We start from the raw sequence: 15,268 nt of genomic DNA on the forward strand, positions 1-15,268 counted from the left end.
TTCACTGAAGTGAATCAGGCTGAAGGCGCTCGTGTGCTGCCACGAGCGGCGGAGTACTCCGCCGCTCGCTGCACCTCTGGAGCGGGCGCGTGCGCCGTTGTCCTGGCCGCATGCCGATCGGGCAGGCCAACCCCCTTCGCGAGCGCATAGATCGCCGGAATGACGACGAGGGTGAGCACGGTCGAGGACACCATGCCGCCGATCATCGGCACCGCGATGCGCTGCATGACCTCCGACCCGGCGCCGGTGCTCCACAGGATCGGGATCAGGCCGGCCATGATGGCGACGACTGTCATCATCTTCGGGCGCACGCGCTCGACCGCTCCCTCCATGATCGCCGCATGCAGGTCCTCCAGTGTGAACGGGCGGCCTTGCGCGGCGCGCTCCGCCTTCAGCTCGCCCATCGCCTGATCGAGATAGATCAGCATGACGACGCCGGTCTCGGCTGCGACGCCCGCCAGTGCGATGAAGCCGACCGCCACCGCGACAGACATGTTGAAGCCGAGCCACCACATCAGCCACAGCCCGCCGACGAGCGCGAAGGGCAGCGACAGCATGACGATCAGCGTTTCGGTCAGGCGCCGGAAGTTGAGGTAGAGCAGCAGGAAGATGATGAGCAGGGTCAGCGGGACGACGAGCTTGAGACGGGCCGCGGCGCGCTCGAGATACTCGAACTGGCCGCTCCAGGACACGTAGGTGCCCGGCGGGAACTGCACCTCCTTGGCCACCGCCTGCCGCGCCTCGGCGACGTAACCGCCGAGATCGCGGCCCGCAATGTCGACGAAGATGTACACGGCGAGCTGACCGTTCTCCGTCCGGATCGCGGTGGCACCGCGCGTCGGGCGGATGGCGGCGACCTCGCCAAGCGGCACCGTGCCGCCATTTGGCAGGGGCACGAGCACCTCCTGGGCGATGGCCTGCGGATCCGAGCGGAAATCGCGAGGATAGCGCACATTGACGGCGTAGCGCTCGCGCCCCTCGACGGTCGTCGTCACGGCCTCGCCGCCGAGGGCAGTGGCGATGACGTCCTGCACGTCGCTGATCATCAGGCCGTAGCGGGCGAGCGCCGCCCGATCCGGCACGATGTCGAGGTAGTAACCGCCGATCACCCGCTCGGCATAGGCGCTCGCCGTACCGGGCACGGCGCGGACAACCGCCTCGACCCGGCGCGCAACCTTCTCCATTTCCGTGAGGTCGGTGCCGAACACCTTGATGCCCACGGGCGTGCGGATGCCGGTCGAGAGCATGTCGATGCGCGCACGGATGGGCATGGTCCAGGCATTGGAGACGCCGGGGAACTGCAGCGCCTTGTCCATCTCCGCCTTGAGGCTGTCGATGGTGACCCCGGGTCGCCATTCGCTCTTCGGCCTCAGGGTGATGATCGTCTCGAACATCTCCGTGGGGGCCGGATCGGTCGCGGTCTGCGCCCGCCCCGCCTTGCCGTAGACCGAGGCGACCTCCGGGAAGGACTTGATGATGCGGTCCTGCGTCTGCAGGAGCTCGGCCGCCTTGGTGACCGACAGGCCTGGCAGGGTCGTCGGCATGTACATCAGCGTGCCCTCGTTCAGGCTCGGCATGAACTCGGAGCCGAGTTTCATGGCGGGCCAGACCGAGGCGACGAGCGCCGCCACAGCCAGCAGGATGGTCGGCACCTTGGCGCCAAGCACGCCGCGGATCACGGGGCGATAGACGAAGATGAGGAAGCGGTTGATCGGGTTCCTGTGCTCCGGGACGATGCGGCCGCGCACGAAGATCACCATGAGCGCCGGGACGAGCGTCACGGAGAGGAGCGCCGCCGCAGCCATGGCGAAGGTCTTCGTGTAGGCGAGGGGACCGAACAACCGCCCCTCCTGCGCCTCGAGCGTGAAGATCGGCAGGAACGACACGGTGATGATGAGGAGCGAGAAGAACAGCGCCGGGCCGACCTCGCTTGCCGCCTTGATCAGGATGTCGACGCGGGAGCTTCCCGGCGGTGCCCGCTCCAGGTGCTTGTGCGCGTTCTCGATCATGACGATGGCCGCGTCGATCATGGCCCCGATGGCGATGGCGATGCCGCCGAGACTCATGATGTTCGAGCCGAGCCCCATGAACTTCATCGCCGCGAATGCCATCAGCACGCCGACAGGCAGCATGAGGATGGCGACGAGCGCGCTCCTCACGTGCAGGAGGAATGCAACGGACACCAGCGCGACGATGATGCTCTCCTCGATCAGCGTGCCCTTCAGCGTCTCGATCGCCGCCTCGATGAGCTGCGAGCGATCGTAGACCGGCACGATCTCGGTCCCCTTCGGCAGGCTCGGCAAGATCTCCCCGAGCCGCGCCTTGACGTTCTCGATGACGGTCAGGGCATTTGCCCCGAAGCGCTGCAGGGCGATGCCGCTCGCCACCTCGCCTTCGCCGTTGAGCTCGGTGATGCCGCGCCGCTCGTCGGGGCCCAGCTCGACGCGCGCCACGTCCCGCAGAAGGACCGGCGTGCCGCCGTCGTTCTTCAGGACGATCTGCTCGAGATCGCCCATGCCCTTGAGGTAGCCGCGGCCGCGGACCATGAACTCGAACTCGGAGAGTTCGACGGTGCGCCCGCCCGTGTCGGCATTGCTCGACCGGATGGCGTCCCGCACCCTCTGCAGCGGGATGCCGAAGGCTCTGAGCCGCTGCGGATCGACGACGACGTTGTACTGCTTGACGAAGCCGCCGACACTCGCGACCTCCGCCACGCCTTCGGCCTTGGCCGTGGCGTAGCGGATCGTCCAGTCCTGTAGCGAGCGCAGCTCCGCCAGCGTGCGGTTCTTGGCGACGACGGCATATTGATAGACCCAGCCGACGCCCGTCGCATCCGGCCCGAGGCTCGGCGTGACGCCGGCGGGCAGGCGCCGCGCCGCTGCGTTCAGATATTCGAGCACGCGGCTTCGCGCCCAATAGGGGTCGGTCCCATCCTCGAAGATGACGTAAACGAAGGACACGCCGAAGTAGGAGAAGCCGCGCACGACCTTTGACCTCGGCACTGTCAGCATGGCCGTGGTCAGCGGATAGGTGACCTGGTCTTCGACCACCTGCGGGCCCTGGCCCGGATATTCGGTGTAGACGATGACCTGGACGTCCGAGAGATCCGGGATGGCATCGAGCGGCGAGTTCTTGAGCGCCGAGAGGCCGGCCGTAACGGCGAACACCGCGCCGATGAGCACCAGCATCAGGTTGCGCGACGACCAGGCGATGAGACGGCCGATCATTTGGGCTGATCTCCCTGGCTCAGGCCGCGCAGCGCGGCCTTGAGATTGCTCTCAGCGTCGATGAGGAAGTTGGCCGCCACGAGAACGGACTCGCCCTCGCTCACGCCTTCGCGGACCTCGACATAGCCATCCCCGCGGCGACCGAGCTTGACGGGCCGCGGCTCGAAGCGTCCGTTACCCTTGTCGAGGATGACGAGCTGGCGGGTGCCGCTGTCGATCACGGCGCTCGTCGGCACGGCGACGACCGGGGTCTCGCCGCCTGTCGTGATCTCGGCGTCGACATACATGTCAGGCCGCAGGATCCCGTCCGGGTTCTCGAGCTCGACGCGCACGCGGATCGTGCGCGTCTCGCGGTTGATCTGCGGGTAGACAAGGATGACCTTGCCCGTGAAGGCTCGGTCGACATAACCGCGCGGCCGCACCGTCACGCTTTGGCCCGGCACAACGCTTGCCAGATCACGCTCGGCCACGTCGACGAGGGCCCATACAACCGACAGATCCGCCAGGCGGAACAGCGCGTCCCCCGGCGCCGCGCGCGCACCCTCGACGGCCGTACGCTCGAGCACGATGCCGTCGCGCGGCGCCGACCACGTGATCGAGAGGGGCACCTTCCGCGTGCGCTCGATCTCGGCCATCACGTCGGCGGGAACCGCAAGGTTCTCCAGCCGGCGCCGGGCGCCCTCGGCGATGAGGGGCGCCGAGCCTGAAGGCTGGCTGACGACAGAGAGATACTGCGCGGCGGCGGCAGCGATGTCGGGCGAATAGAGGCGCAGCAGCGGCTCGCCCCGGCGCACGCGATCGCCCGTCGTGACGCTGGCGACCTTGTCGACGAAGGCTTCCGCGCGCAGCGACACGACGGCGACGCGCCGCTCGTCGAGCTGGATCGTACCCGGCGCTCGCAAGGAACGCGCAAGAAGGCGACGCTCGACAGGTTCCGAGCGCACGCCGGTCCGCTGCAGCTTGCCGAGGCTCACCTTGACGGTCCTGCCGTCATCGTCCTCGCCCTCGTAGACGGGGACGTAGTCCATCCCCATCGTGTCCTTCTTCGGCACCGGCGAGGTGTCGGGCAGACCCATCGGGTGGCGATAGTAGAGGACCTTGCGCTCGCCCGGCGTCGGCTCCTCGGCCTCGGACTTCGCGGCAAGGTTCTCCCGGAAATCCGGCTCCTCGCTGTCACGCACGGGACGGAAGTCCCGGCCGTCCGCCGTCTTGGCGGGCGACGCGCTGTATGCCGGCTTCCCGTCAGGGTCGCGGTAGTAGAGGATGGCGCCATTGGGTTCCGGATGCGCGCTCTGGGCATGGGTGGGAGAGGTCACGCCCGAGAGAATGGGCCAGCGGCCCGATCCCAGCCGATAGCCGGCGGTAAGGCCCCCGCCGCCGATGGCGAGAACCATCAGATATGAGAGAGTTCGCCTCATGGCCGTCTCCGTTCGGGCGGGCCGCGCGACGCATGCCGCCGCGGACGCCCCGGACATCACGATCGAAATTGACTTGCCCGGGCGCCTGTCCGGCGCCCGCGCGCCCGCCGGCCGCGGCGACCCGCACGGTTCTCAAGCGGCATGCGCCGGAATTGCGCGGGTCGACGCGGCCGGGGCCTTCGGTCAGTCGCTGGCCTTGACGACGACGGTGCCATGCACGCTGTCGGCCTCGCCCTGGACCCTCGCCATCAGTTTCACGGCCCAGCCGCCGGCCATCACGAGATCGGTCTGAAAGCGGTAGACGCCGGGCTCGGTGCTGGGCAGGGCCTTCACCGCAGCGGTCATCGTCTCCATGCCCTCCGGCGACATGTCGACACGGAAGCGGGTGATGACAGCGTCGGGCACGGACTTGCCGGTCCGCTTGTCGACGAGCCTGACGGCGACTTCGACGCCTTTGCCCTTCTTCACCTCGACCGAGACGGGCGTGAAGTCGTAGTCGCTCGCGGCCGCCAAGGCAGGCCCCTGGCCAGTCGATGCGATGAGGACGAGTGCCGCAGCGGCACCACGGATGATGGAGGTCATGGATGTCTTCCCAAATCTGATCGCGCCCCGGCGGTAACCGGGACCGCAGGGCCATTCGCCGCACGCATGGCGGCGTGACGCGGCCATGATGGCCGCTGCCGGACGATCAGCTTCGGGGAGGGTCGGGCTCGGGCGGCAGCGCGAGCGACACAATCTGCTCGGGGCCGTGCCGCCGATAGAGCGCGCGTGTCGGCACGACAGTCGCCACGTGTGGCACCTCGAGCCTGACAACCTTGAAGCACTTCGCCGCGCATTGGGTGAGCGCGAGGCAATCCGGCTGCTTCGCCTGGCAACCGGCAGCCTCTTCTTCGCAGTCTGCGGACATCGCCCCGTCCATGGACATCGCCGTGTCCATGGACATCGTCGAGCTCATCTCGTTACGCGGAAACGCGACGACACCTGTCCAGGAGGCGTGCACGGCCGACAGGGTGACCGCCAAGGCGATCATCAGAAGCAGGATCTGTCGGAGCACACTCGTCATGCCCGATGACAACTCACGATTTCATGCTGTCGGTCAACCGAACGTTTTGTGATTGAACCGGATGTATAGGGCGGCTTGATGTCGCGCCCCAAGCAAAGCGACCAGACACCGGGCGCCAAGAAGGGACGTTTCTGGCCTCAACTGCGCAGATACTTGATGAGCGCTGCGACCGCCAGGACGAAGAGCGTAAGCGCAAGCAGGCCGACGAGCCCCATGCCCCACATGTGAGTTCCACCACCGGGCATCATGTCGCCCATCATGGCCTTCGCTCCCTTCGTTCACACGGCGGACAGCCGCTGCACAATCCCGGCACGTCCGACGCACCTCCACGCCGCTCGAGGGCGTGGCGCGAGAGCCAGTCACAGCCATTCTTCCCCATCGCTCGAACATCCTCAAGCGACGCGGCGAGCCCTGTCTTGCCGATCATTTCTCAAACCTTCACCAGCAGGGCTGTGGCATACATCACACCGATACCGCAGATGACGCCCGCGACTGTACCCGGCGCGAGCCAGGCGCTCCCGCTACCGCCCGTTCGGCGGGCGAGATAGGCGCTCACTTCGACGATGACCTGCAGGATGGCGCCTGCGCCGACAGCCAGCGCCACGGCGGACCAGTGGGGCGCGTAGCTCAGACTGCCGAGCCAGATGCCGAAGATCGCCGGCACACCCGCGAGCAGCGCGAGCGCCGCGAAGGCCGGCAGCGACAGGCGCTCCTCGACGACCGGCGCGACGATGCCGATGCCCTCCGTGATGTTGTGCAGCGTAAAGCCGAGCACGAGGAAAGTGCCGAGGCTCGCCGCCCCGGCGGCGAATGCCGCACCGATCGCCAGGCCCTCGCCGAAATTGTGCAGCCCGATGCCGAGCGCGATGCAGGTTGCGAGCGCGAACCCTGTCGGCGCGCCGCGCTGGCGGCCGACGAGGAGGAGCACGAGGAACGCGGCCGCGGCGACGAGAAGCACCATGACGGGGCCCTGGAAGGCCGCGGCGGACCGGTCGGCCATCTCCAGCGCATCCTCGAGCGTGTCGACAAGCAGGAAGGCCAGAAGACCGACCGTGACCGAAAGGACGAAGCCAAGCCCCCTTCGGCCGATGCCGCGCAAGGCCGGGTAGAACATCATGCCGATGACGACCGGCACGATGCCGACGAAAGCGCCGAGGAGTGCCTGCGGGCCCAGCTGGCCGATCTGCGCCCGGGGGGTGGTCACCGCGACCTCGATCTCCTTCTCGAAGACGACGCCCGTCCTGGTCAGCAGCTTGATCGCGTGCTTCTCGCCGAGCACCCAAGGATAGGGGATATGCAGCCATGCCGTCGCCAGGCGATCGAGCGGCCCGGGGGGATCCTGCGTGAACCGCCAGTAGGCTTCGTCGACCTGGACCTGCGCGATGATCATCGGTTCGGAACCGCCGGCGCGAATGCCGAGATGGATACCGCGATCGTCGAGCACCGTCCGCTCGAACGTGAGCTTCTCGACCGGCGGCGCACCGCTGTCGAAAGCCGCGAGCCAGTCGTTCGCCACGAGAGCGATCACCGCCAGGACGAGGGCGAACAGGGGCAGGGCCAACCAGAGAAGGGCGGCGCGCGGCCGCACGGCGCGGGAGGAGCCTTCCCGCGCGACGGCGGCGGTCCGGGGAGGAAGCATCTCGTTCATGACGCCACCTCGACGACATCGAAGACACCCATCCAGCCCAGTTCGGCGAACTCGGACTGATGCGCATGGAACATGTAGGCCCCGGCCTCGTGAGCGCGGTAGGTGAACTCGAGGATGCCGCGCTGTGCCTGACACAGCATGACGGTATCGACGGTCCGCAGTGTTGGTGCGAGTGTCGTCCCCTGGTCGTAGTAATCGAAGAAATTGCCGTGCAGGTGGAATGAGTTGATCGGATCGAACTCGAGTATGTTGACGATATAGATGCGCACTGGCCGCCTGCGTTCGATGCGGATCGGGTTCTTCAGGAAGTGATGGGCGACCGTGTTGACTGCATAGATTTCATTCTCGCCGTCGAAATCGGTGTCGAATCCGTTCATCACCATCACGAACTCCTGCCACTGCCGGTTCTCGTCCGTGCCAAGGAGGCGTGACCGGGCGGCGGCAGCGTGCTCGGGATGGCGGGTCGGATCAGGATCGATGATGAAGGCACCGTACAGGCCCTTGTGGATGTGCCTTTTCAAGGGCTCGGCGTGGCAGTGGTAGAGATGGCAGCCGAAGGGCAGGGCGTCGAACTCGTATATGAACTCGCCGCCGGGCCTCGCCTCCCCGGCACCGGGCACGCCGTCCATCCGGGCGGCATGCATGCCGTGAAAGTGCATCGTATGGGGATGCGATCCCTCGTTGCGGAACACGATGCGCAGCCGGTCGCCCTCGGTGGCGCGCAGGGTCGGGCCGGGCACGCGGCCGTTGTAGGTCCAGGCCGGGAAGATGACGCCCGGCGCGATCTCGATCTCCTTGTCCTGGGCGACGATCTCGAAGGTGCGCAGCCTGCTGCCATCCGGCAGTCGCGAGATCGTTCCCGTGTTCCAGTCCGTCAGCATGGCCGCCGGGTCGAAACCGTTGCGCCCGTCATCGACCGTTCCCACGGTGATCATGTTGCCGTGCCCAGTGTGGGACCCGCCGGCCAAGGCTTCAGGGCCGTGAGCGACCGGCACACCCTGGGCCGCCGCCCGCCGTTCCCCGGCGAAAGCGCCAAGGAGGGCCCCGCCCGCCGCGGCGGCGCTTCCGGAGAGCATGCCCCGGCGACTGATGCGTTCGTGGAACCAGCGTCGCATCGCCAGACTCTTCATCTCTTCGACACACTCGCTCGTTGCCGATGATATTGCTCATGCAACCTATTTGCAAATCTATCCGCGGATGCCGACGGGCATGAGGAACGGGCTACGGCAGTTTCCGATTCAGCTGAATTGGAAAGCGCGTATATCATATTGAAATCAGACAACTTTCCTCGCCGAACGGGCATCCGTCTCAGCGGAGAATGATCCAAAGCGATCCCGGCCTCTCTTCGCTGCCTCGGCGGGCTCGGCAGACAAGCCAAACCGCTGGTCGAGGCGGAGGACCAACTTCAACGCCCGCCGCGCCCCCTTGGCGCAGCGGGCTTGTGGGCACTCTCCCAACAGCGATCATTGCTCGCCCGACAGGTCGATCATCGAGCGGCTCCAGTCGGCCAGGAAACGCGCGCGGCGGGCCTCGTCCTGCACGGCGAGCAGGGCGGGCCCGATCGTGATCGGCCGGAACAGGCCGGAGTCGACGACCGAAAGAGGGCCGTCGACCTCCGGCGGCGCGCCGCCGTCGAATCCGAAGAAGAAGGCCCGCTCGCGACCGGTGCGCTGCCCACGCGGCGAAAGCAGGTAGTCAACGAAGGCAGCGCCGAGGTCCGGCCGGCCAGCAGTCGACGGAACCATGGCGCCGCGGCTCAGGACCACCGTATAGTCGCGCGGCAGCACGATGCGCAGATGCGCCCCAGCGCGCACGCGGGCATAGGCATAGGAGCCAAGCAGGTTGTAACCGATGAGGAGGCGCCCGCTCGCAAGATCGTCGAGCAGGTCGCTCGTGCAGCAGTGCACGACCGCTCGCGCCCGGCCGAAGCTCTCGATGAGGCGTCCATAGGCGCTCGTCTGCCGGGCGTCGGTGATCGTGAGGAGATATCCGATGCCCGAGCGCCGCGGATCGTAGGTGCCCACCCGGCCGCGGTAGCTGTCCTCCTTCGTCCGCAGCAGCTCGGCCAGCTCCACGCGCGTGCGCGGCACATCCTCTGCTGGCACCGCGTCATAGTTGTAGACGATCACGGCCGGCTCGAAGGTGAAGCCGAACACCTCGTCGCGCCATTTTGCCCAGGACGGCGTCCGTGCCGTGTCCTGCGATCGGTGCTCGAGGGCACAGCCGTCGTTGGCGAGCCTCACCAGATGGTCGACGGCAGAGGAAAGGATCACGTCCGCCAGGGGGCGCCCGGCTTCGCAGGCGATGCTCGCAGCCAGCTTGAGATCATTCGTGACATATTCGACGTAGGTGACGGCCACACGCGGATGTTGCGCCTGGAAGTCGCGGATCAGGGGCTCCATCGCGGTGAGATCTGCGGCTGCATGGATGGTCAGCACCGCGTCCTGCGCCGCGACGGCGGGGAACTGCGTCGTTTCCCGGGCCTGCGCGACCGCGGCGAGCACCGGGACAGCGAGGGCGGCGACGAAACGCCCGACGATTCCGCGCATCGTTTCAGCTCCGTTCGTCGAGGATGCGCGGGAAACTGAGCGTCACGGTGAAGCCGCTCTCGTCCGGCTCGCGGAAGGAGAGGGCGCCGCCATGGGCCGTCGCGACCTCGCGCGCAATGGCGAAACCGAGACCCGTGCTGCGGCCCCCACCCGACGGGTCGCTGCCGAAGCGTTGCGTGACGCGCTGCCAGTCCCCCGGGGGAATGCCGGGCCCATCGTCGAACACGTCGACGAAGGCCGAGCACGCGTCCGTACGGACACAAACCCCGAGCCGCGCCGCCGCCCCGTGCCGCAGGGCATTGTCGATGACGTTGGCGATCGCCTCGCGAATGCTCACCTGGTCGCCGTTCACGTGCACCGGATGGTCGGGTCCCTCGAAGGAAACGACGATGTCCGGGCTGATGGACACAGGGACGGCGTCACGCAGCGTGCGTCGCGCCAGCGCGACGATGTCCAGGCGCTCGAATGGCACGGCCTCGGTGCGGTGAATGACCATGGCATGGCTGAGCAACTGGTTCGCGAGGCGGCCGAGCTGCCCGGTCCGTTCCTGTACGCGTTCGAGATGGTGGCGCCGCTGCGCCAGATCCGTGTCGTGCGCCAGCAGATCAACCTGGGCGGAAAGCGCGGCGAGGGGCGTGCGCAATTGATGCGCCGCGTCGGCGATGAAGCGTTGCATGAGCGTCATGCGTCCCTTCAGCCGCTCCATGAAGTGATTGATCGCAGCCACGAGCGCACGGATCTCGCGCGGCGTGTCGAGCGACAGGGGGGTGAGGTCTTGCGGATCGCGCGCCGTCAGCGCCGTCTCGATCCGGGCGAGCGGCCTTAGCGCATGGCGAACCGCGAAGACGACACCGCCAAGGGCGAGCGCGCTCATCGCCAGGACGAGGACGGTGGCGTTGAGAGTCAGGTCCCGCGCCAGGGACCAGCGTGCCTCCGCGGTCTGAGCCACGACGACGCGGGCCCAGCCCTGAACGGCGGGATCGGCAAAGACGCGTCCCACGGAGGCAAGGCGCACGGGCACGCCACGGAACCGGCCATCGGAGACCGTGGGACGGGACGCTTGAGCACCGGCGGGGGGTCGGCCGTCGAGATCCGGATAGCCGGCGAGCAGATCGCCACGGGGGCCGGTGACCTTGTAGAAGATGCGGTCACGCTCGGACAGCGCCAGCATCTCGAAGGCAGAGATGGGCAGCTCCACCGTCAGGGCGCCGTCCTGCACCGTGAGCGCCTCCGCGATCTGCAGGGCCGCTCCGACCAGAAGCCGGTCATAGGCTTCGTCCGCGGCCGCGCGGGCGTAATACCAGGCAGCAGTCGTCAATCCCATCGCACCGACGGCGAGGACCAGGGTGATGGTGCCCGCGAGGCGGGCGAAGAGCGATGGTTCATGGCGTGGCATGCGGCACCAGTTGGTAGCCGAGCCCCCGGATCGTGCGGATCTCGGCGCGCGCTCCCTCGAGCTTCCGGCGCAGCCGCCCGACATAGAGCTCGATGACGTTCGGCCCGGACGCCTCCTCGAAGCCGAAGATCTGGTCGAGCAGCTCCTCTTTGCTGAAGACGCGGCCGGGGCGGGACACGAGGATCTCGAGCAGCGTCAGCTCCCGCCGCTTGAGGTTGACCTCCCGGTTGCCGATGCGGACGGCCCGTGCGCTACGGTCGAGCACGATGTCGCCGCAGACGAGGACGTTCGTCGCACGCCCCTCGCGCCGCCGCAGCAGCACACGCGTGCGGGCCTCGAGCTCGCGGAAGTCGAACGGTTTGACGAGGTAGTCGTCGGCGCCGAGGTCGAGGGCGCTCACCCGATCCTCCACCTCCGAGCGCGCCGTCAGCACCAGGACCGGCGTATCGTTCCTGGCCGCGCGCAAACGTTGCAGGATCGAGAATCCGTCGATGCCCGGCAGCATGATGTCCAGAATGACGAGATCATAGGCGGTGAAGTCGAGGATCTCGGCGGCCGCCTGCCCGTCCATCTCCCAGTCGACAGCATGGCCGCAGCGTGTGAGCCGCGCGACGATGGCCTCGCCCACATCGCGGGTGTCCTCGACCAGAAGGATGCGCATCGCGCCCGACCGACCTCACGGTGACAGCATGGTGACAGGTTCGCCCTGTAGCTCGGAGGTGAGCCTCTCCGACCGGGAGGATTAACAAGAATACCAGCATGAGGGAACGCTATGACCACAGAAATATCCACGTGAACCCGGCGCAGCGGTACGCATAGACCGCCCCCGGTGACAATTAACAGACCCCGACTGCACTGAAACGACACGATGGCGTGGCGCCAGACAAGTATTGCCCGGCAATGCCCGCACGAGGAACGGCCCATGAGGACAATCGCCAAGAAGAAGGCGCGGAGGGGACTGCTCGTCCTTGCCGCAACCGCAGTGCTCGCGACGGCGGCGGCCGCGGCGCCTGAGAAGACCGAATGCCTCGTCGGCGCAAAGCCGGGCGGCGGCTTCGATCTGACCTGCCGGCTCGCCGCCAATGCATTGACGGCGGCAAAGCTCATCGACCGGCCGATGGCCGTGACCTACATGGAGGGCGGCGTCGGGGCCGTGGCCTACAACCACGTCGTCGGCACGCGTCCGGGCGATGCCGGGCTCGTGACGGCCGCCTCCTCGGGCTCGGCGCTGCTCCTCGCGCAGAAGAAGTTCGGCAACCACGACGCGGATGCCGTGCGCTGGGTCGCCTCGGTCAGCGCCGACTACGGCATCGTCGCGGTGGCAGCGGATTCCCCGTACAAGACGCTCAAGGACCTGGTCGAAGCCTTCAGGAAGGCACCCGGCGACTTCCCCATTGGCGGCGGCGGCGCGGTTGGCAGCCAGGACTGGATGAAGGCCGCCGTGCTCGCCAAGGCGGCCGGCATACCGGCGAAAACCATCCGCTACGTCGCCCTCGAAGGCGGCGGTGCGGTCCAGACGAACCTCCAGGGGGGCTTCATCAAGATCGCTTCGGGCGATGCCTCGGAGATGGTCGCCAATCACAAGGCGGGCAAGATCCGCATCCTCGCGGTCATGGCCGACCAGCGCCTGCCGGGCGATCTCGCCGAGGTGCCGACCGCCAGGGAGCAGGGCTTCGACCTCGTATGGCCGATCTGGCGCGGCTTCTACGTCGGGCCGAAGGTGAGCGACGCCGACTATGCCTGGTGGGTCGAGACCTTCCGCAAGCTCACGGCGACCCCTGAATTCCGGAAGGAACGTGAGGCCCGCGGCCTCTATGCCTTCGACGAATTGGGCGCCGCCTTCGACGCAACCGTGAAGAAGGATGTCCGGCGCTTCCGCGAGCTCGCCAGGGAAGCGGGTCTCTGAGCCGACATACGGAGGGAGGGAAAGACATGGCGCGATCGTCGCCGATCACCAACCGTTCGGGCCGGATCGCCGCAGCGATCCTCCTCGCCCTGGCATGCATCCTGTTCGTGGCCGCGACACGCATCGATTATGCCTTTTCCTCCGACCCCCTGGGACCGAGGGCCATACCGCTGATCCTGGCGGCCGCGCTCGGGCTCTTCGCGCTGCGCTACGGGTTCAGCCCCGGCCCCGCCGAGGTGTTTCCGCGAGGGCCGCTCCTCCTGCGCAGCATCGGCTTCGTGGCCGTGTGCTTTGCAACGGTGGCGCTGCTCGATCTCCTCGGCTTTCTGCCGGCCATGGCCGTGCTCATCGGGGTCACGGCCCTTCTCTTCGGCGCCACACCCCTGCAAGCCGCCGTGGTCGGCGTCGTGCAGGCGGCGTTCTGGTTCGTCTGCTTCAAATACGCGCTCGGCACCTACCTGCCGATGGGTTCGATCTTCACGGCGGGGTGAGGCGATGTCGTTCGACTATCTGTGGACCGGCTTCGGCGTGGCGCTGCAGCCGCAGAACCTCTTGTACGGCCTGATGGGCTGCTTCCTGGGCACGATCATCGGCGCCCTGCCTGCGATCGGGCCGATCAACGGCATCGCGCTGCTTCTGCCCATCGCCTTCGCTGCCAAGCTGCCACCCGAAAGCACCATGATCCTGCTCGCGGCGGTCTACTATGGCGCCGAATACGGCGGGCGCATCGCCTCGATCCTTCTCAACGTGCCCGGCGATGCCGGGGCCGTGATGACCGCCGTCGACGGCTATCCGGCCGCACGGCAGGGCAGGGCGGCCGAGGCGCTGACGATCTCCGCCCTGTCTTCCTTCGTCGGCGGAATCCTGGCGGTCGTCGGCTTGACCTTCTTCGCCCCGGCGCTCGGGCTCATCGCCATCAAGTTCGGCCCGGCCGAATACGTCGCGCTGATAGTCTTCGCCTTTGCCACGCTCGCCTCGATGGTCGGGCACGAACCGGTGAAGACCTTGATCGGCTGCACGCTCGGCCTGCTGCTCACGACCGTCGGCCTCGACCCGACCTCCGGAGCCTATCGCTTCACCTTCGACCAGCCGGAACTCCACGACGGCATCGAGTTCATCATCCTCGTCATCGGCCTGTTCTCGATTTCCGAAGTCCTGCTGATGCTCGAGCACCAGTTTGCCGGCAACCTGAAGCCGATCCCGGTCGGCAGGGGTTTCCCGAGCTGGGCCGACATCAAGGCCTGCTTCTGGCCCACGTTGCGCAGCTCGGCGAGCGGCTTCGTCATCGGCGTGCTGCCGGGCACTGGTGCGTCGGTCGCGAGCGCGGTCGCCTACACGACCGAGAAGCGCCTTCTCGACAGGGGAACCTTCGGCAAGGGCGACCTGCGCGGCGTCGCGGCTCCCGAGGCGGCGAACAACGCCGCCGCCGGCGGCGCCTTCGTGCCCATGCTGACGCTGGGCGTGCCGGGTTCGGGGACGACAGCCGTGATGCTCGGGGCGCTGATGCTCTACAACATCACGCCCGGCCCGCAGCTCTTCACCGAGCGACCTGAGATCGCCGGTGGCCTCATCGCCTCCATGTATGTGGGCAACGTGCTGCTGCTGCTGCTCAACATTCCGCTCATCGGCCTGTTCGCGCGCATGCTGCAGGTGCCCAACATCTGGCTGATCCCGGCGATCGTCGTCTTGTCGATCCTCGGCGTCTACACCGCCTATTCGAGCGTCCTGTCGGTGCTCATCATGCTCGGCATCGGGGTCGTCGGCTGGGCGCTGCGCAAGCTCGGCTTCGACCTGGCGCCCGTCGTCCTCGGTTTCGTGCTGGGCAAGGTGCTGGAGACGAACCTGCGCAATGCGCTGGCGATTTCCGGCGGCGACCCGTCCATCCTCCTCGGCAGCACGATATCGATCGTCCTGTGGATCGCTGCGGCCATGATCGTCGTCCTGCCGTGGTGGCTCGCCCGCCGCCGCGCGCAGCAGCGCCCCCTGCAGGAAGTGCAGGGCGCCGCCGCGCTCGAGTGACGCAACCGCCCATCGTTGCGCTTTCCGGGAGGAGAGGGGGCC

At 67.5% G+C, this 15,268-nt stretch carries 13 protein-coding genes; 3 read left to right on the forward strand and 10 right to left on the reverse strand.

Annotated features, from left to right (window positions below; all coding sequences use genetic code 11):
* Window positions 1-14: 14 nt before the first annotated feature.
* From QNA08_RS00875 to QNA08_RS00920, 10 genes are all read right to left on the reverse strand, one after another.
* Window positions 15-3,227 carry an efflux RND transporter permease subunit gene (locus QNA08_RS00875; protein WP_283738795.1) on the reverse strand — a complete coding sequence of 1,071 codons (3,213 nt, stop codon included), beginning with the start codon at window positions 3,225-3,227 and terminating at the stop codon, window positions 15-17.
* Window positions 3,224-4,645, reverse strand: coding sequence for an efflux RND transporter periplasmic adaptor subunit (locus QNA08_RS00880; RefSeq protein ID WP_283738796.1), 1,422 nt, complete (start codon window positions 4,643-4,645; stop codon window positions 3,224-3,226). The genes QNA08_RS00875 and QNA08_RS00880 overlap by 4 nt, the downstream gene beginning before the upstream one ends.
* Before the next feature lie 183 nt (window positions 4,646-4,828).
* The gene (locus QNA08_RS00885) at window positions 4,829-5,227 is read right to left on the reverse strand and encodes a FixH family protein (protein ID WP_283738797.1); all 399 of its coding nucleotides are present in this window, start codon (window positions 5,225-5,227) and stop codon (window positions 4,829-4,831) included.
* 106 nt (window positions 5,228-5,333) lie between these two features.
* Entirely contained in the window at window positions 5,334-5,699 is a 366-nt protein-coding gene (locus tag QNA08_RS00890; protein ID WP_283738798.1) for a hypothetical protein, read from the reverse strand.
* Window positions 5,700-5,845: 146 nt separating this feature from the next.
* Window positions 5,846-5,968, reverse strand: a complete 123-nt coding sequence (locus tag QNA08_RS00895) for a hypothetical protein (protein ID WP_283738799.1) — start codon at window positions 5,966-5,968, stop codon at window positions 5,846-5,848.
* Between the two features lie 170 nt (window positions 5,969-6,138).
* Window positions 6,139-7,356, reverse strand: a complete 1,218-nt coding sequence (locus QNA08_RS00900) for a ZIP family metal transporter (RefSeq protein ID WP_283738800.1) — start codon at window positions 7,354-7,356, stop codon at window positions 6,139-6,141.
* Window positions 7,353-8,471 carry a multicopper oxidase domain-containing protein gene (locus QNA08_RS00905; protein WP_283738801.1) on the reverse strand — a complete coding sequence of 373 codons (1,119 nt, stop codon included), beginning with the start codon at window positions 8,469-8,471 and terminating at the stop codon, window positions 7,353-7,355. Before QNA08_RS00905 ends, QNA08_RS00900 begins: the two co-directional genes overlap by 4 nt.
* Before the next feature lie 348 nt (window positions 8,472-8,819).
* On the reverse strand, window positions 8,820-9,905 hold the full coding sequence (locus QNA08_RS00910; RefSeq protein ID WP_283738802.1) for an ABC transporter substrate-binding protein: 1,086 nt from the start codon (window positions 9,903-9,905) through the stop codon (window positions 8,820-8,822).
* A gap of 4 nt (window positions 9,906-9,909) precedes the next feature.
* Window positions 9,910-11,301, reverse strand: a complete 1,392-nt coding sequence (locus QNA08_RS00915) for a sensor histidine kinase (RefSeq protein ID WP_283738803.1) — start codon at window positions 11,299-11,301, stop codon at window positions 9,910-9,912.
* Window positions 11,288-11,962 carry a response regulator transcription factor gene (locus tag QNA08_RS00920; protein WP_283738804.1) on the reverse strand — a complete coding sequence of 225 codons (675 nt, stop codon included), beginning with the start codon at window positions 11,960-11,962 and terminating at the stop codon, window positions 11,288-11,290. The genes QNA08_RS00915 and QNA08_RS00920 overlap by 14 nt, the downstream gene beginning before the upstream one ends.
* Window positions 11,963-12,223: 261 nt before the next feature.
* Between QNA08_RS00920 and QNA08_RS00925 the strand changes: the two genes are divergently transcribed.
* From QNA08_RS00925 to QNA08_RS00935, 3 genes are read left to right on the forward strand one after another with little or no spacing between them, the layout of a single operon-like run.
* The gene (locus tag QNA08_RS00925; protein WP_283738805.1) at window positions 12,224-13,207 is read left to right on the forward strand and encodes a Bug family tripartite tricarboxylate transporter substrate binding protein; all 984 of its coding nucleotides are present in this window, start codon (window positions 12,224-12,226) and stop codon (window positions 13,205-13,207) included.
* 26 nt (window positions 13,208-13,233) lie between these two features.
* Window positions 13,234-13,698 (forward strand): tripartite tricarboxylate transporter TctB family protein, encoded by a 465-nt coding sequence (locus QNA08_RS00930; RefSeq protein WP_283738806.1) that lies wholly within the window; start codon window positions 13,234-13,236, stop codon window positions 13,696-13,698.
* 4 nt (window positions 13,699-13,702) lie between these two features.
* Window positions 13,703-15,226, forward strand: coding sequence for a tripartite tricarboxylate transporter permease (locus QNA08_RS00935; protein ID WP_283738807.1), 1,524 nt, complete (start codon window positions 13,703-13,705; stop codon window positions 15,224-15,226).
* The last annotated feature ends 42 nt before the right edge of the window (window positions 15,227-15,268 follow it).

Origin of the sequence: Chelatococcus albus, assembly GCF_030067675.1 — a bacterium.
Taxonomy (GTDB): domain Bacteria; phylum Pseudomonadota; class Alphaproteobacteria; order Rhizobiales; family Beijerinckiaceae; genus Chelatococcus_A; species Chelatococcus_A albus.